Consider the following 15,903-nt stretch of genomic DNA (forward strand, 5'->3'; position numbering starts at 1 on the left):
AGAACAGGGGACCGGTCCGCTCCTGCTGGCCGCGCATCCGTTCAGTGCCGTTGGGCCATTCTCCCGCGGATCGGTTGGTTTTTCAGCAGCCTCCTAGGCCTGGATGGCGGACACCAGCTCGCGGTTGAGCTTGCCGCTCACCAGGCCCTCCAGGTCCAGGCTCACGGCGCTGAAGCCCAGCTCCCGGAAGGTCTGCACCAGCTCGTGGCGCGCCCGGGGCTCCAGCAGCTCGCCGATCCGCTGCTGTGGCAGCTCGATCCGGGCCGTCTCCCCCTGGCTGCGTACCCGCAACTCCTGGAAGCCCCGTTGGTGCAACCAGGCCTCGGCCGCCGCCACCCGCCGCAGGCGCTGGGCCGTGATCGCCTCGCCGTAGGGGAAGCGGGAGGCCAGGCAGGGCTGGGCGGGTTTGTCCCACCAGGGGAAGCCGAGGGCCCGCGAGATGGCGCGTACACCGGCCTTGTCGATGCCCAGTTCCGCCAGGGGTGAGAGCACGCCCCGCTCGCGGGCGGCCTGGATGCCGGGGCGGTGGTCGCCCAGGTCGTCCAGGTTCACTCCATCAAGCACCTGGGCCGCAGGCTCACGCGCCGCCCCCGCCCCGGTGGTCCACTCCGCCCCGGCTCCGGACGCCCATTCCCCAGCGGCCCCTGGGGGCTTGGACAACTCCCCCACCAGGGCCGCCAGCAGGCCGTGCAATTCCCGCTTGCAGGCGTAGCAGCGGTTGGCCGGGTTGCTGGAGTAGCTCGGGTCCTCAAGCTCGGCCGTTGCCACCTCGCGGTGGGCCAGGCCCAGCCAGCGTGCCTGTAACCGCGCCTCCTCCAGCAGGTGCGGCGCCAGGGCGGGCGACACTCCCGTGACCGCCAGGGCGCAGGCCCCAAGCTGCTCAGCGGCGATGGCCGCCACCAGGCTGCTGTCGACGCCGCCGGAATAGGCCACCACCACTGGGCCCAGGCCGGCGATCCGCTGGCGCAGCCGCGTCAGGGCGAGCTGCAGGGCCTCCGGCAGGCTTTCGAGCTGGGGATGCTCCGCCCGGTCAGGTACCCGCTGCGGCCGCTCCACCGGGTGCGGCGCCGGCGGGTGGTGTTCCCGGCCGAGATCCATGGCGCCGCAGGCGCTGGCGCCGGGACTCGTGGGGATCGGGCTTGGCTGCATGCCGGGGGGCTGCCCTCGTTAGGATTCAACGGTAAGAGGGCCGCTCATGGCGCCGCAGGCGACCTCAGCCACCAGTTCCCCCCGCTCCGGCCGCCCCACCGGCACGGGCCGCGGCATCGGCATCCGGACAGCCGCCGGCGGCAGCGAGCGCAGCCATGGCCAGCTGCACGTGTACGACGGCGAGGGCAAGGGCAAGAGCCAGGCCGCCCTTGGGGTGGTGCTGCGCACCATCGGCCTGGGCATCTGCGAACAGAAGCGCACCCGCGTGCTGCTGCTGCGCTTCCTCAAGGGTCCCGGCCGCTCCTACGACGAGGACGCTGCCATCGAGGCCCTGCAGCAGGGCTTTCCCCACCTGATCGATCAGGTGCGCACCGGCCGGGGTGAGTTCTTCACCGCCGAGGAGGCCACCCGCTTCGATCGCCAGGAGGCCCAGCGCGGCTGGGATATCGCGAAGGGCGCCATCGCCAGCGAGCTCTATTCCGTGGTGGTGCTCGATGAGCTCAACCCGGTGCTTGACCTGGGCCTGCTCGACGTGGAGGAGGTGGTGCAGAGCCTGGCGGCCAAGCCCGACGGCATGGAGGTGATCGTCACCGGCCGGGGGGCACCGCGCTCCTTGGTACAAATCGCCGATCTGCACTCGGAGATGCGGGCCCATCGCCGCCACGACGCGAGCCTCGAGGGCCTCGAGCCCGGTGAGGACGACGGGGCGGCGGCCCTGGGGCTCGATGGAATCGAGATCTACACGGGCGAGGGCAAGGGCAAGAGCACCAGCGCCCTGGGCAAGGCCCTGCAGGCCATCGGCCGCGGCATCAGCCAGGACAAGAGCCACCGGGTGCTGATCCTGCAGTGGCTCAAGGGTGGTAACGGCTATACCGAGGACGCCGCCATCGCCGCCCTGCGCGAGAGCTATCCCCATTTGGTGGATCACCTGCGCTCCGGCCGCGACGCGATTGTGTGGCGGGGCCAGCAGCAGCCGATCGACTATGTGGAGGCGGAGCGGGCCTGGGAGATCGCCCGGGCCGCCATCGCCAGCGGCCTCTACAAGACCGTGATCCTCGATGAGCTCAACCCCACCGTGGATCTGGAGCTGCTGCCGGTGGAGCCGATCGTGCAGACCCTGCTGCGCAAGCCGGCGGAGACGGAGGTGATCATCACTGGGCGCTGCAAGCACCCGCCCGCTTACTTTGATCTGGCCTCGGTGCACTCGGAGATGGTGTGCCATAAGCACTACGCCGAGCGCGGCATCGATCTCAAGCGCGGCGTCGACTACTGATCACCGATCGATCACGGATCCCTGGGTCCCGGCTGGTCCGGGGACCGCTCCGTACCGGTCCGCTCGTCGTTGGTCGCCAGCCTTGCGCCCAAAGGGGTTGTGGGGTCCTCCGCCTCATCCACCAGCGCCTCCAGCTCGAACTCCAGCTCTTCGGTGGCGATGAAGCGCCCCAGCAACAGCCCCACCAGCAGTACCACATACAAGGTGCTTGCCACGCTCAGCAGCACCACGAAGCGCTCGCCGGTGGCGTTGGTGGGCACGATGTCGCCGTAGCCCAGGCCGCCGATCGTCACGAAGCTGAAGTAGGTGAGGCGATCCAGCAGCAGCTCGTGGGAGGCATCGCTCCCCAGGCTGAAGCTGCCGCGGTGGAGCACCTGGATGGCGGTCGCCACCAGGCCCCCGGTGAGACCGAGGTAGAGGTAGCCAGCGGCGGCTCCGGCCATCACCAGCACGTTGACCCGCGGCACCCGGGCCAGCAGCCGCACCAGCCGAATGGACGTGGCGACGGCAAAGATGGTGCAGAGCAGCAGCACCACCAGCCGCACACCCGGTATCGGCCAGCCCCCAGTCAGCACGGGCAGCCACAGGCCCCCCGCCGCCAGGACCCCCAGCAGTCGGTAGGCCCGCACCAGGGTCATAGCCCCGGGGGAGGGGCGCAGCACCGGCAGGGTGCGGATCGACTGCTGGATCAGAAGTGAGTACAGCAGCGGCACCAGCCAGGCGCTGGGTCCCGTGCGGTTGGCCGTGAGCGGCAGCAGCAGGACCGGCAGCAGCGTGGTCAATAGCAGGCCCAGGAACCGGGGCTCCAGGCTCACCAGGTGGCGTTGCTGACGCAGGAGCCGTTGCCGCGCCGATGGAGCCGGCGGGCTGCCATCCCGCCGCTGGCCTGCAGGGCCGTTGCTGGAGCTGGGGGGCATGGACCGCACCGGGGCCGGCGACCGGCTCAGTAGCGCGGCACCGAGGGATCCACCTCCTGGCTCCAGGCGTCGATGCCGCCGCTCACGTTGGTGCCCGTGATCCCGTGGCGGCCCAGGGCGATCAGGGCCTTGGCGCTGCGGCCGCCCAGCTTGCAGTGCACGTAGAGCTTCTTGCCCTCGGCGAGCTGGCGCACCTCGTCGATGGCCTCGCCGCTCTCGATCCGATCCAGCGGCACCAGTACCGCCCCGGGGATCACGGCGATGTCCGCTTCGGGAGGGTTGCGCACATCCAGCAGCAGGAAGTCCTCGAGCTGGCCATCGATGACCGTCTTCAGCTCGGCCACGGTGATGCTGGGCACCGCGCCCGCCTCCTCCTGGCCCGGGGCGGTCCCGCCCACGCCGCAGAACTCCTGGTAGTCGATGAGCTTGTCGATCACCGGACGCTCGGGGTTGGGCCGCAGCTTCAGCTCGCGGAACTTCATCTGCAGGGCGTCAAACAGCAGCAGCCGGCCGCTGAGGGTGGTGCCGATGCCGGTGATGATCTTCACCGCCTCGGTGGCCTGGATCACGCCGATGATCCCGGGCAGCACCCCCACAACACCGCCCTCGGCGCAGGAGGGCACCATGCCTGGTGGCGGCGGTTCGGGGAAGAGATCCCGGTAATTGGGGCTGTTTTCATCGAGGTTGAACACCGTGGCCTGGCCCTCGAAGCGGAAGATCGAGCCGTAGACGTTGGGCTTGCCCAGCAGCACGCAGGCGTCGTTCACCAGGTAGCGGGTGGGGAAGTTGTCCGTGCCGTCGCACACCAGGTCGTAGGGCCGGATGATCTCAAGGGCGTTCTCACTGGTGAGCGCCGTCTCGTAGAGATCCACCTGGCAGTGGGGGTTGATCTCCAGGATCCGCGCCTTGGCCGATTCGATCTTGGGCTTGCCCACCCAGCTGGTGCCGTGGATCACCTGGCGCTGCAGGTTGGAGTGGTCCACCACGTCGAAATCGACGATGCCGAGCCGGCCCACGCCGGCGGCGGCCAGATACAGCAGCAGGGGAGAGCCCAGGCCGCCGGTGCCCACGCACAGCACCGAGGCGGCCTTGAGCCGCTTCTGTCCCTCCATGCCCACCTCCGGCAGGATCAGGTGGCGCGAGAAGCGAGCCACCTCGTCGGGACTCAGCCGGACGGCGCTGGTGTCGAGCGGAAGCATGGGCGGGGAGTGCTTGCCAGCTCCCTACTCTCCCAAACCGAAGGGCCCCGCGCCTGCGGGGCGCGGAGGGCCGGGACCGGCGCGTGCGGGTTTGGCAACCGCGATCGGCAGCTCCCGGGGGGCGCCCGCCCCCTCGCCGGGGATCCACCAGGCCCGGACCCCCTCGGTGCCCGTCGCGGCCATACCGTTCGCCCCGCCACGATCCGCCCTGCCATCGACCGGCTCCAGGCCGCTGCGGATCAGCATCAGGGTGGGGCCCCAGCAGAGCGCCAGGTCGGTGGCGGAGGGCACCGCAGCGCTGGTGGGGTGGCTGTGGGCCGTGCCGATCACCTGCAGGCCTCGGGCCCGGGCCCAGCGCTGGGCCAGCAGCTGCTCGCGGGGATCGAGGCTGAAGCGGCGATGGCGCTCGCCGGCCGGCTGCCAGCGGTTCAGGCAGGGCCAGCTCTCCACCAGCGCCAGCCCCGCTCCATCGCCCCGGCCCAGCAGCAGCGCACAGCCCTCCTCGGGCTCAGCGCTGCTCAGCGTGCGCGCCAGAACCATCAGGCAATGCCGATCCGCGCGCAGCTGGTCTGGTGTGGGGGCGGGCACCCGGATACCTTATGGGCGCTGAACCCACAAGGCCTGGTTCCATGAGCGACGAAACCCCCGACCTGAAGGAGCCGGTGAGCGAGGCGATCGATGACGCCGCCGCCAGCTTCAGCCAGCGCTACAGCGAGATCCTGGGCAAGGTCAACCAGACCCTCGACCAGGTGGACTGGTCCCAGATCAGCCTCGTCCTCAAGGCGGTGGGGGTGCTGGTGGCCGTGGTCGTGGCCCAGGTGCTGATCAAGGGTGTGCTCGACACCATCAACCTGCTGCCCGTGGTGCCCGGCCTGCTGGAGCTGCTGGGTCTGGTGGTGGTGGGCCAGTGGAGCTGGCAGAACCTCACGACCAGCGAGAAGCGCAGCGCCGTGCTGGCGCGGATCCAGAGCCTGCGCCAGGAATACCTGGGCTGAGGGGCTGGTTCCCGACCGCTCTGTCTGGGACCGCAGGGTCTGAGGCGGCTTGGTCTGAGGCGGCCTGGTCTGTAGCCGCCGGCCGGCCGCCTGTCCCCCCGCGACTCAGCCCAGCGGGGGGCGGCGGAGCAGGCGCTGCAGGCTCTGCTGGCTTTGGCTCCAGTAGCTGCCTCCGAACAGGTTGGCGTGGTTGAGCAGGTGGTACAGGTTGTAGAGCTCAACCCGTCGCTGGTGCCCCTCCGGTAGCGGCCACGTCGCCGCATAGCCGGTGAAGAAGGCCTCGGGGAAGCCCCCGAACAGCCGCGCCATCGCCAGGTCCACCTCCCGATCCCCGCGGTAGACCGCCGGATCGAACAGGGCACCGCGGCCGTCCTCCAGCAGGGCGGCATTGCCGGACCAGAGGTCGCCGTGCACCAGGCAGGGCTGGGCGCCGTGGCCCTCCAGCCACTGCGGCACCTGCTCCAGCAGCGCCTCGGCTCCCTCCAGCCGGCGGCCGGAGCGGGCGGCCCAGGCCAGCTGGGTGCCGAGGCGCTGCTCTGCGAAGAACGCGCCCCAGCGCAGCCGCCAGCCGTTGGGCTGGGGACCGGCGCCGATGACGTTGTCCCGGTGCCAGCCGAAGCGGCCATCGCTTTGTTCCAGGCTGCGCCGATGCAGGCGAGCCAGGCTCGCCCCCAGGGCCCACCAGCTGCCCCCCGGGCTCCGCGCCAGGGGCAGCCACTCCAGCAGCAGCAGGGCCTGGCCGCCCCGCTCGCCCCAGTGCAACGGCCGGGGCACCACTGGATCGCCCGCGGCCGCGGTGGCCAGGGCCGTCAGGCCGTCGGCTTCGGCGTCCAGCAGGGGCAGGTGCCGGGCGTCATTGGTCTTGGCGAACAGGCGCCGGCCATCGGCCAGCTCTAGGGCCCAGGCGCGGTGGATGCAGCCGCCCCCCACCGGCCGCTGCGCGGCCACGGCGGTTCCCAGTTGCTCCTGCACCCAGGTGGTGAGTGGCGACGGCAGCACGGAGCCACGGCCTCGGTGGGGGCGTTGCCAGCATGCCGCCAGCCGCTCCCCCTTGGCCGTTGCCCGCCGTGCCGGATTCGGATCGCCCTGCGGATCGCGACGACGATCGCCCTATTGACCGCAGCGCTGACGGCGACTCCTGCACCAGCTCCGGCCGCGACGTCATTCGCTCCGACGTGATCGTGATCGGTGCCGGCATCGCCGGCCTCACGGCGGCGGCCCTGCTCGCCCAGGAGGGCCTGCGGGTGCTGCTGCTAGAGGCCCATAGCCAGAGCGGAGGCTGCGCCGGCAGCTTCCGCCGCGGCCCCTACCGCTTCGACGTGGGCGCGACCCAGGTGGCGGGTCTGGAGCCGGGCGGCATCCACTGGCGCCTCTGGCGCCACTTCGGGCTGCCGCTGCCGCCGGCCAGCTCCCTCGATCCGGGCTGCAGCGTGCAGCTGGCGGGGGAGGCGGAGCCGATCCAGCTCTGGCGCGATCCGCAGCGCTGGCGCGAGGAGCGCCTGCGCCAGTTCCCCGGCAGTGGCCGCTTCTGGGCCCTCTGTGCCGCCCTGCACCACAGCAACTGGGCCTTCGCTGCCCGTGACCCGGTGCTGCCGCCCCGCACCCCCTGGGACCTGGTCCGGCTGCTGGCGGCTCTACGCCCCGCCACCCTGGCCAGCGGCCTTTTCACCACCGCCACCGTGGCGGACCTGCAGTGGCTCACCGGCTGCGGCGGCGATGGGCGCCTGCGCCGCTTCCTCGATCTCCAGCTGAAGCTCTACTCCCAGGAGCCAGCCGACCGCACCGCCGCCCTCTACGGCGCCACGGTGCTGGCCATGGCCCAGGAGCCCCTGGGCCTTTGGCACCTGCAGGGCTCCATGCAGGTGCTCAGCGACGATCTGGAACGGGCCCTGGCCGCCGCGGGTGGCGTGCTGCGGTTGCGGCACCGGGTCATGGGGCTGGAGCGGGCGGCCGGGGGCGGCTGGCGGGTCACGGGTGAGGGTCCGGTCCGGCGTCCCTTTGCACTGCAGGCAGCGGAGGTGGTGTGCACCCTGCCGCCCCAGGGGCTGCCTTCGCTGCTGGGCGAGCAGCTGTCCGCGGGCTATGGCCGGCGCCTCGCCGGCTTCGACGATCCCTCCGGTGCCCTGGTGCTCTATGGGGCGGTGCCGCGCCAGGCCCTGCCCGCCGGCGCCGGCCTCCATGCCCAGCTGGAGTGGGGCGAGCCGGGACCTCTGTTCGTGTCCCTCAGCGCCGAGGGTGACGGCCGGGCGCCGGCGGGGCAGGCCACCGTGATCGCCAGCGTGTTCACCGCGGCCCGGCCCTGGTTCGGGCTGCAGGAGCCGGAGTACCAGCTGCGCAAGGCGGCCGCCCTGGCCGGGATCCAGGCTGGGCTGCAGCGGCTGCTGGGGCTGGAGCCCCGCCACTGGCTCCACGCCGAGCTGGCCACGCCCCGGGGCTGGGCCGGCTGGACGGGGCGTCCCTTCGGCTTCGTGGGCGGCCTGGGCCAGCACCCCAGCCGCTTCGGGCCCTTCGGCCTCGCGAGCCGCACGCCCCTCCCTGGCCTGTGGCTCTGCGGCGACGCCATCTATCCGGGTGAGGGCACCGCCGGAGTGAGCCTCTCGGCGCTGATGGCCTGCCGCCAGCTGCTGGCTGGCCGCGGCCGGGAACTGGTGCTCAGAGAAACTCCGGACGCAGGGCCTGACTGCGGCTGAGGGTCCGCTGCAGGCCCTCCCAGTCGTGGCCCTCCACCAGGCCCTCGAGCTGATCGATCTGGCGGCGGTAGTGGCCCAGGGCCGCCAGCAGCGCCTCCCGGTTGCAGCGGGCCATCAGGGTGCCCAGCTCCGGGTTCCCCCCGCCGACGCGGCTGGTGTCGGCGAAGCCGCTGGAGGCCAGGGCCCGCACCAGCTCCCCGGCGCCTGCCTCGGCTCCACCGGTGGCGGCGGCCTCGATCAGGGCGGCTCCCACCAGCACTGGCAGGTGGGAAATCAGGGCCACGCTGCGGTCGTGGGCACTCGCCTCGCAGGTGAGCCAGCGGGCCCCCACGGTTTCGGCCAGCTGGCGCACCGCCGCCAGGGCGGCGGGATCCGTGTCCGCCTCCGGCGTCGCCACCCAGGGACGGCCCTGGAACAGCCCCGGGATTCCCGCTTCCACCCCGGCCTCAGCCGTCCCTGCCATCGGGTGGCTGGCCACGAAGCGCTCGCGGCCGCGCCAGCGCCGCAGCACCGGTGCCTTCACCGAACCCACATCCGTCACCGCGGCGCCGGCGGGCAGGGTCGCCAGGAGCTCGGCGGGGGGATCGAGCAGCCGGTCCAGCGGCAGGGCGAGCACCACCAGGCCGCAGCCCTGCAGCACGGACGGGTCCGTGGCCACCGCATCGGCCAGCTGCCGCGCCCGGGCCCGCTCCGCCGTGGCGACTCGGTGCACCAGGGCCTGTACGCGGATGCCGCGCTGGCGCAGGTCCAGCCCCAGGGAGCCGCCGATCAGGCCCAGGCCCACGATCCCCACGGGCCCATGACGCCAGGGTTGGGTCTCGTTGCCGGCGGCGGCCGGGACGCCGGTGGGTCCTGACACCTCTGGTATCCCTTGACTGGTCATCCCCCGCACAGTCGGCTGGAGCCAGCTTCCTACGATTCCTCGATGCTGGAAGCCCGGGCCCACGCGCAGCTCAAGGCACTCCTCCGCCTGGAGGGGGAACCCCGCTGGCCCCACCACCTGACCCTCAGCCGCTTGGTGGCCCGCAGCCTGCGCCGCGGCGACCAGACCCTGGTGCGCCTGGCCCCCGGCTCCGACCCCAGCTGGCTGCTGGGCTTGCTGGTGCCCCTGGCCCTGGCGGAGGTTCCACTGGCTCTGGTGGTGAGCCCGGAGCTGCGGCAGCGGCTGCTGCAGGTGGAGCTGCCACGCCTGCAGGCGGCCGGCCTGCAGCTGCCCTGTTGGGAGGGGTCGACGGCCCCTCCGCCGGATCGGCTCTGGCTGCTTCAGCACGCCGATCTGGTGGCGGCCTGGCGCCAGGGGCTGCTGGCGGACCGGCAGTTGGTGGTGCCCGAGGCCGAAGCCCTGGAGCCCCAGCTGCGCCGGGCCCTGGGCGTCACCCTCGACTCTGGCGACTGGGAGGTCCTGCGCCGCAGCCTGCCCGCCGCCTCCGCCAGCCTGCTGGCCCTCTACGAGCGCCTGAGCCGGCGGATCCTGGCGCGCCCCTGCGGCCCCTTGCAGCAGGTGGCGATCGCGCCCGAGGAGGAGGCGCCCCTGCGCCAGCTTCTCGGCCTGCTCACCCCCCTGCCGGACCCATGGCCCGAGTGGCTGGCGGCCGCCGGTGACGGCTGGGCCAGCTGGGCCCAGGTCGATCCGGTGCTGCTGCAGTGGCAGTGGCTGCGCCAGCCCCTGGAGCCCCTGGCGGCCATGGCCGGTCTGTGGGAGCAGCGGGGCGCGGTGCTGTTGGGCCAGGTGCTCGAGGGCGGCGGCCTGGGCTTCCGGCCCCAGGTGGAGGTCCGGCTGGCCGATCCACCGCTGCAGGATCCCCTGCCCCTGTTTGCCCCCCAGGGGCAGGCCCTGCCCAATGCCCCCCACTACGGCAGCCACCTGCTGGAGCAGTCGCGGCGGCTGGTGCTGGGGCAGGCGGGTCTCACCGTGGTGCTACTCGACGATGAGGGCCTGCGCCGCGGCCTGGCCAGCGGCCTGGCGGCCGAGTTCGGCAGCCGCGTCGGCCATGAGACCACCGCCCCCGAGGCCAATGGGGTGCTGTGCTGCAGCTGGAGCTGGTGGCTGGAGCACCAGGGGCGGCTGCCCCTGCCCTGTCAGCTGGTGGCGGCCACCCTGCCGATCGCCAGCCTGGAGGATCCGCTCACGGCGGCCCGAGTCCAGGCCCTGCGGCTCCAAGGGCGCGATTGGTTCCGGGAGTTGCTGCTGCCGGAAGCCCTGGGGCGACTGCAGCGGGCGGTGGCGGGCCTGCGGCGCAATGGCGGCCGCCTGGCGGTGCTGGATGGGCGGCTGCGCCGTCGCGGTTGGGGCCGTCAGGTGCTCCAGGCCCTGGAGCCCTGGGTGGCTCTGCAGCGCCTCCTCCCCAGCTGAGGTCTGCGACGGCCCGGCCCTCTAGCCTGCATCCCGCAGGATCCAGGGGTCATGGGAGAAGCAAAACGCCGCGCCGAACTCGGGGCCCCGCCCCGTCCCAGGCCCAAGGCCACCAAGGCGAAGGACACCTCGCCCCGCATCGCCCCCTGGCTTCCCCTGACCCAGAAGCAGGGCGAGCAGTTCGTGCAGGTCACCACCAAGGGCGCCTGGATCGGTATCGGCGCCCTGGTGCTGTTCTGGATCACCGTCCGCTTCCTGGGGCCGGCCCTGGGCTGGTGGACCCTGGCGGACGGCTGAGGGGCAGACGGCAGAGGCACCGCCTGTGCCCGCCACTCGCGTCCGCCATCCATGACGACTCGCAACAAACGGAAGAAAACCTTTAGACTAGGCGAACTCTTTGCCTGGGGACGATGTTCGCGCGTCTCGCCGAGCACTACCGCTCGGTCGTTGAAGACCTGGTCATGAGCCTCCAGGCCCTGGCCGAGGGGCTTCAGGCCCAGGGCTTGGCGGCCACCTGCTACGTCTGCGGCGATGGCCGCGACGGCCAGGGTGCCTCCTTTGTGGCCGATCTGGGCGATGGCCACATGGTGCGCTTCCTCGTGTCCGACTACGGCATCAGCTGGGTCGAGTCCCGCCATGGCCATGAGCTGGTCAAGTTCGAGGGTGCCGAGGCGATCCAGGAACTGCAGCGCGTCGCCGATGCGGTGAGCGGCGGCCAACCGCCGGCGCGTGCTGCTGCCATGGTGCCCGTCTAGGGCTCAGCCGGCGGCCGCCTCGGCCACGTCGGCCACGTCGGCCACGTCGGCCACGTCGCCAGTGGGCGTGGTGGTCCCGGCGGCGAGCTTGGCGGCCGCGGCGGCCACCGGGCGCAGCGATTCGTTGCCCTCGCTCAGCTTCTGGCGCACCTTCACCTCGATCTCGTCCTTCTGGTCAGGGTTCTGCTCCAGCCAGGTGATCGTGTTGTCGCGCCCCTGGCCGATGTTGTCGCCCTCGTAGCTGTACCAGGCGCCCTTGCGCACCACCACGCCGTGCTCTTCGGCCAGGTCCAGCAGGCAGCCCAGGGTGCTGATGCCGCGGCCGAACAGGATGTCGAATTCGGCGATGCGGAAGGGCGGTGCCACCTTGTTCTTGGCCACCTTCACCTTGGCCCGGATCCCGAATTCCTCGGTGCCGCGCTTGAGGGTCTGGATGCGGCGGATATCCAGGCGCACCGAGGCGTAGAACTTCAGTGCGTTGCCACCTGTGGTGGTTTCGGGGTTGCCGTAGGTGACGCCGATCTTCTGGCGCAGCTGGTTCAGGAAGATCACGGTGCAGCCGGATTTACCGATGTTGCCAGTGATCTTGCGCATCGCTTGGCTCATCAGGCGGGCCTGGCTGCCCACCGCCAGATCGCCCATTTCCCCTTCGATCTCAGCCCGGGGGGTGAGGGCGGCCACCGAGTCCACCACAACGATGTCCACGGCGGCCGAGCGCACCAGCTGGTCCACGATCTCCAGGGCCATCTCGCCGGTGTCTGGCTGGGAGACCAGCAGGTTGGCGATGTCGACCCCCAGGGCCGCGGCGTAGACCGGATCGAGGGCGTGTTCCGCATCCACGAAGGCCGCCACGCCGCCGCGGCGCTGCACCTCGGCGATGGCGTGCAGGGTCAGGGTGGTCTTGCCGGAGCTCTCCGGGCCGTAGATCTCGACCACTCGGCCCTTGGGATAGCCGCCGCCAAGGGCTAGGTCCAGGGTCAGGGCGCCGGTGGGGGTCGTCTCGATCCGCATGCGCGTGGCATCCCCCAGGCGCATGATCGAGCCCTTGCCGAAGTTGCGCTCGATCTGGTTGAGCACCAGGCCCAGGGCCTTGTCCCGCTCAGCGGCGGCGCGGGCCTCGGCGGCTGCGCTGGCGGCGCTGCTGCCGCCGGCAGCGGGGGTGCGGGCAGCCTTGGGGTCGGGGGTTTTGTCGTCGGCAGGCATGTCTGCGAATCAGCGATGGAGTGGGCCGCGGGGCTGGTGGGAGGCTGGGCTGGAGTTGGGGGCCATCCTGCGACCTCGCAGGAACCAGTGCCACCAAAACCGGCCTCTGTTCCGCTGGTGGCATCACCGGTGGCGCCACGCGTGGGGCGCGGATCTCCGGCTCAAGCGGATGGCAGGGCCCAAGCGTCGTAGTACAGACGTACGCTAGCGCGTCAGGGCCATCGTGCCAGGGGGGCGGCGAACTGCTGCGGCTCCAGCAGCTGGATGCCCGGGGGTAGCTCGTGCTGATCGCCTGGCCCCAGATAGCCCCACGACACCAGAAAGCAGCGCACTCCGGCCAGGCCGTCGGTGGCGCGCACGCGCTCCAGGGTGGGACGGCGGTCTTCGATGAACCACAGAGGCCGCAGCGCCCCCCGGGCCGGTGGCGCTTCCGCTCCCCGCGCCCCTTGGCCCAGGGGCTGCTCCCGGCTCAGCTGCAGCAGCACCTCCGGCTTGCTGCCCCGCTCGTGGCCGTAGACCGCCAGGGGCTTCAGGCCGGCGGCGGCCAGAAGCTCCCGGGCGAAGGCCTCGCCCTTGGTGGTGAGCACCAGCCAGGGGCTGCCCTCGGTCTCCAGGCGCCGCAGCCGCTCGGGCACACCGGGGTAGGGCCGGTGCAGGGCCAGCCAGCCGTCGCGGTCGTCCCGCAGGGCGGCGTGGCGGACGGCCTCGAGGCTCCCCTGGAGCTGGGCGGCATTCAGCTGCCAGCGCTCCAGGGCCGCCTCGGTGTGCGCGTTGTACTCGGCCAGGAAGGCAGCCAGATCCAGGTCGGATCGGCTGAGTTCGAGGGCGCACAGCACCATCTCCCAGCCCTTGTGGATCTGGGGCCGCAGCAGCCGGAAGCCCGCGGGGGCCTGCTCCGGCAGGCACAGCTGCGGCCGCAGGGCCAGGGCGGCGCGGCGGGCACTCCACCAGTACTCGGCCATGCCGTCGACAAGCACGCCGTCGAAGTCGAACACCAGCAGGGGGCTGAGGTGCACGGCAGGGAAGATTTGAACTGGGCCGCTAGGATTCGAACCTAGGAATGGCGGGACCAAAACCCGCTGCCTTACCACTTGGCGACGGCCCAATGCATTCGGGCTTCGATTGACTTGGAGTCAATCGGCTTGGCTCGATCAACTGAGGTCGATCTCGTCAAGCTGCTTGCAGCTGTGCTGGTGCTGCAGCCCTGAGCGCCCAGGCAGGCCTGAGCACTCAGATAGTTACCCATAGCGGGGTGACCTTCGTCAATCTCGGCGCCCTGAATCCCGGTTCCTTGCGGCTCGCTCCGAGTCCTGGCCTGTGCTGCGGGAGCCGCCGGGTCCTCAGGCCGGAAAGATCCGCAGCCGCTGCTGGCCCCCGCTGCCGAACACCGCCGAGCCGAGCCTGTAGCGGGCCGCCAGTTCGGCCTGCAGTTCCCGCACCCGCGCGCTGCGGGGCAGCAGTTCCACCGGACGCCCCTGGGGAAGCACCAGCTGTTCCACGGCCAGGCGGCACTCCTCCAGGGCCGCCAGCGCGTCGTCCTGTTGGCCGGCGGGCGTGGGGTTGTTTGGGGCCACCGCGCCGTGGCGGCTCAGCAGCCGCTCCAGGCCCCGCTGGATCTGGGGCAGGGTGTCGGCCTTGATCACCAGGATCGGCACCCCATGGGCCTGGGCCTGCTGGCGCACCGCCGGGTCGCGGCCCAGCTGCTGGCGCACGCTCAGCACCGCATCGGCCTCCGCCACGGCCTCCACCTGCTGCACCGGCAGGCGGCGGCTGCGCACGGCCTGCTCCACCAGCTGGGGACTGACGCCGGCGGCGTAGAGCTGCAGGGGTAGCTGGGGCCTGGCTCCGGCGGGCTCGGCCCCGTCCTCCAGCCCCGTGGTTGCCGCGTCGGGCGCCCCGTCAGCGCCCCTGCCCGACGCACCTGCCGGTTGGCCAACCCCGCGCCGCTCCCGCCCGGGAGCACTCGGATCCGGCAGCGGCACGGGGGCCAGGGCGACGGCCCGCGCACGCCGCCCCGGCGTCCAGGCTTCGCCCTCCCCAGGCTGGGCCAGGGGCCGCGGAGGAGGTGGCGAAGGGAGTGGCGCGTCCTTGAGCCGCAGCTGGCCGTCGCCATCGAGCTCCCGCACCTGGGGCCGGGGCAGCTGCCCCCGCAGCAGCAGATCCACGGTGCGGGCCACATCGCGGTGCACCAGCCAGCGGCTGCGGCTATGCATCTCCACGGCCAGGGGGAAGGTGGGCTCGGCGGCCCGCTCCAGCACGGTCTTCTGGGTGCGGCGGCGGCGGGCCTCCTCGTCGCCCAGGGTCACCGATTCGATGCCGCCCACCAGGTCGCTGAGGGTGGGGTTCTTGACCAGGTTGGCCAGCTCGTTGCCGTGGGCCGTTGCCACCAGCATCACGCCCCGTTCGGCGATGGTGCGGGCCGCCTGGGCCTCGAGCTCGGTGCCGATCTCATCGATCACGATGACTTCCGGCATGTGGTTCTCCACCGCCTCGATCATCACCTGGTGCTGCAGCTCCGGCCGCGCCACCTGCATGCGCCGGGCCCGGCCGATGGCGGGATGGGGGATGTCGCCGTCGCCGGCGATCTCGTTGCTGGTGTCGATCACCACCACCCGCTTGTCCAGCTCATCGGCCAGCACCCGGGCGATCTCGCGCAGGGCGGTGGTCTTGCCCACGCCGGGGCGGCCCATCAGCAGCAGCGACTGGCCCGTGTCCAGCAGGTCGCGCACCATCGCCACGGTGCCGAACACGGCGCGGCCCACCCGACAGGTGAGGCCCACCACATCGCCGCTGCGGTTGCGGATCGCGCTGATGCGGTGCAGGGTGCGCTCGATGCCGGCCCGGTTGTCGCCGCCGAAGGCCCCCAGCTGCTCCACCACGGCCGCCAGATCGCCGCGCGTCACGACGGCCTCGCCCAGGGCCTCGGCCCGGCCGGGATAGCGGGCCTCGGGCACCCGGCCCAGGTCGAGCACCACCTCCAGCAGCTGCTCGCGGGCCTCGGCCGGCGCCAGGGCCTGCTGCACGGCGGCCGGGAGTACCTCCAGCAGCCGGTCCAGGTCGTCGGTGACCCGCTGGGGCGCGATCGGCTCGCTCGGGATCAACCCCGCCGGGGGCGGGGATAGCGGGATGGGGGCTGCGCCGCTGGGCGCGGGGGAGGCCGTCACGGGCGGATGCTCTGCCGGACCTGCGTTCTAGCCAGCGGCGTCACGGCCGCGCTGCCGCCAGGGCTCCACCAGCGCCCGGGCCAGCTCCAGGGCCTGCCGCCGCAGCTCCGGCAGCTCCCGCAGCGGCCGGCCGGCGGCCTCGGCCTGCTGCAGCAACGGCTGGAGCTGGCGACGGGCCACGCTGCCGAAGGCCACCCCGGCGGCC

At 72.3% G+C, this 15,903-nt stretch carries 16 protein-coding genes and 1 tRNA gene; 6 read left to right on the top strand and 11 right to left on the bottom strand.

Going from position 1 to position 15,903, the window contains the following annotated elements; translation table 11 throughout:
• Window positions 1-93: 93 nt before the first annotated feature.
• Window positions 94-1,149: an ATP-dependent sacrificial sulfur transferase LarE gene (locus CJZ98_RS15340; RefSeq protein WP_232756522.1), complete on the bottom strand. Its 1,056-nt coding sequence runs from the start codon at window positions 1,147-1,149 to the stop codon at window positions 94-96.
• Between the two features lie 46 nt (window positions 1,150-1,195).
• Here CJZ98_RS15340 and CJZ98_RS15345 point away from each other — a divergent pair, with 46 nt between their 5' ends.
• Entirely contained in the window at window positions 1,196-2,422 is a 1,227-nt protein-coding gene (locus CJZ98_RS15345) for a cob(I)yrinic acid a,c-diamide adenosyltransferase (protein WP_094592000.1), read from the top strand.
• Window positions 2,423-2,433: 11 nt separating this feature from the next.
• Here CJZ98_RS15345 and CJZ98_RS15350 read toward each other — a convergent pair whose 3' ends face one another.
• The 3 genes from CJZ98_RS15350 to CJZ98_RS15360 are packed head-to-tail and all read right to left on the bottom strand — an operon-like array spanning window position 2,434 to window position 5,078.
• Complete coding sequence (locus CJZ98_RS15350; RefSeq protein ID WP_094592001.1) at window positions 2,434-3,339, bottom strand: potassium channel family protein; 906 nt, start codon at window positions 3,337-3,339, stop codon at window positions 2,434-2,436.
• 26 nt (window positions 3,340-3,365) lie between these two features.
• Entirely contained in the window at window positions 3,366-4,538 is a 1,173-nt protein-coding gene (moeB, locus tag CJZ98_RS15355; protein ID WP_094592002.1) for a molybdopterin-synthase adenylyltransferase MoeB, read from the bottom strand.
• Between the two features lie 24 nt (window positions 4,539-4,562).
• The gene (locus CJZ98_RS15360; protein ID WP_094592003.1) at window positions 4,563-5,078 is read right to left on the bottom strand and encodes a M67 family metallopeptidase; all 516 of its coding nucleotides are present in this window, start codon (window positions 5,076-5,078) and stop codon (window positions 4,563-4,565) included.
• A gap of 89 nt (window positions 5,079-5,167) precedes the next feature.
• Between CJZ98_RS15360 and CJZ98_RS15365 the strand changes: the two genes are divergently transcribed.
• Window positions 5,168-5,533 (top strand): CAAD domain-containing protein, encoded by a 366-nt coding sequence (locus CJZ98_RS15365; protein WP_094592004.1) that lies wholly within the window; start codon window positions 5,168-5,170, stop codon window positions 5,531-5,533.
• Between the two features lie 105 nt (window positions 5,534-5,638).
• Here the strand turns inward: CJZ98_RS15365 and CJZ98_RS15370 are convergent, their stop codons facing one another.
• Complete coding sequence (locus CJZ98_RS15370; protein WP_094592005.1) at window positions 5,639-6,532, bottom strand: fructosamine kinase family protein; 894 nt, start codon at window positions 6,530-6,532, stop codon at window positions 5,639-5,641.
• Window positions 6,533-6,696: 164 nt separating this feature from the next.
• Between CJZ98_RS15370 and crtD the strand changes: the two genes are divergently transcribed.
• Complete coding sequence (crtD, locus tag CJZ98_RS15375; RefSeq protein WP_390625489.1) at window positions 6,697-8,223, top strand: C-3',4' desaturase CrtD; 1,527 nt, start codon at window positions 6,697-6,699, stop codon at window positions 8,221-8,223.
• Here crtD and CJZ98_RS15380 read toward each other — a convergent pair.
• Window positions 8,186-9,082, bottom strand: a complete 897-nt coding sequence (locus CJZ98_RS15380; RefSeq protein ID WP_232756523.1) for a prephenate/arogenate dehydrogenase — start codon at window positions 9,080-9,082, stop codon at window positions 8,186-8,188. The genes crtD and CJZ98_RS15380 overlap by 38 nt on opposite strands.
• A 66-nt stretch (window positions 9,083-9,148) precedes the next feature.
• Here CJZ98_RS15380 and CJZ98_RS15385 point away from each other — a divergent pair, with 66 nt between their 5' ends.
• From CJZ98_RS15385 to CJZ98_RS15395, 3 genes are all read left to right on the top strand, one after another.
• Entirely contained in the window at window positions 9,149-10,576 is a 1,428-nt protein-coding gene (locus CJZ98_RS15385) for an ATP-dependent DNA helicase (protein ID WP_094592008.1), read from the top strand.
• A gap of 51 nt (window positions 10,577-10,627) precedes the next feature.
• The gene (locus CJZ98_RS15390) at window positions 10,628-10,873 is read left to right on the top strand and encodes a DUF2839 domain-containing protein (protein WP_094592009.1); all 246 of its coding nucleotides are present in this window, start codon (window positions 10,628-10,630) and stop codon (window positions 10,871-10,873) included.
• 113 nt (window positions 10,874-10,986) lie between these two features.
• Entirely contained in the window at window positions 10,987-11,331 is a 345-nt protein-coding gene (locus CJZ98_RS15395) for a DUF1815 family protein (protein ID WP_094592010.1), read from the top strand.
• Window positions 11,332-11,334: 3 nt separating this feature from the next.
• Here CJZ98_RS15395 and recA read toward each other — a convergent pair whose 3' ends face one another.
• From recA to CJZ98_RS15420, 5 genes are all read right to left on the bottom strand, one after another.
• Window positions 11,335-12,534: a recombinase RecA gene (gene recA, locus CJZ98_RS15400; protein WP_094592011.1), complete on the bottom strand. Its 1,200-nt coding sequence runs from the start codon at window positions 12,532-12,534 to the stop codon at window positions 11,335-11,337.
• A 212-nt stretch (window positions 12,535-12,746) separates the two neighbouring features.
• Window positions 12,747-13,550 carry an HAD family hydrolase gene (locus tag CJZ98_RS15405; RefSeq protein ID WP_094592012.1) on the bottom strand — a complete coding sequence of 268 codons (804 nt, stop codon included), beginning with the start codon at window positions 13,548-13,550 and terminating at the stop codon, window positions 12,747-12,749.
• A 17-nt stretch (window positions 13,551-13,567) separates the two neighbouring features.
• Window positions 13,568-13,639 (bottom strand) — tRNA-Gln (locus tag CJZ98_RS15410).
• 235 nt (window positions 13,640-13,874) lie between these two features.
• A complete protein-coding gene (locus CJZ98_RS15415; protein ID WP_094592014.1) occupies window positions 13,875-15,617 on the bottom strand; it encodes an AAA family ATPase in 1,743 nt (580 codons plus the stop codon).
• 108 nt (window positions 15,618-15,725) lie between these two features.
• Window positions 15,726-15,893: a Light dependent period protein LdpA domain-containing protein gene (locus tag CJZ98_RS15420; RefSeq protein ID WP_269798976.1), complete on the bottom strand. Its 168-nt coding sequence runs from the start codon at window positions 15,891-15,893 to the stop codon at window positions 15,726-15,728.
• Window positions 15,894-15,903 lie beyond the last annotated feature (10 nt).

Source organism: Vulcanococcus limneticus LL, assembly GCF_002252705.1.
GTDB classification, from domain to species: Bacteria; Cyanobacteriota; Cyanobacteriia; order PCC-6307; family Cyanobiaceae; genus Vulcanococcus; species Vulcanococcus limneticus.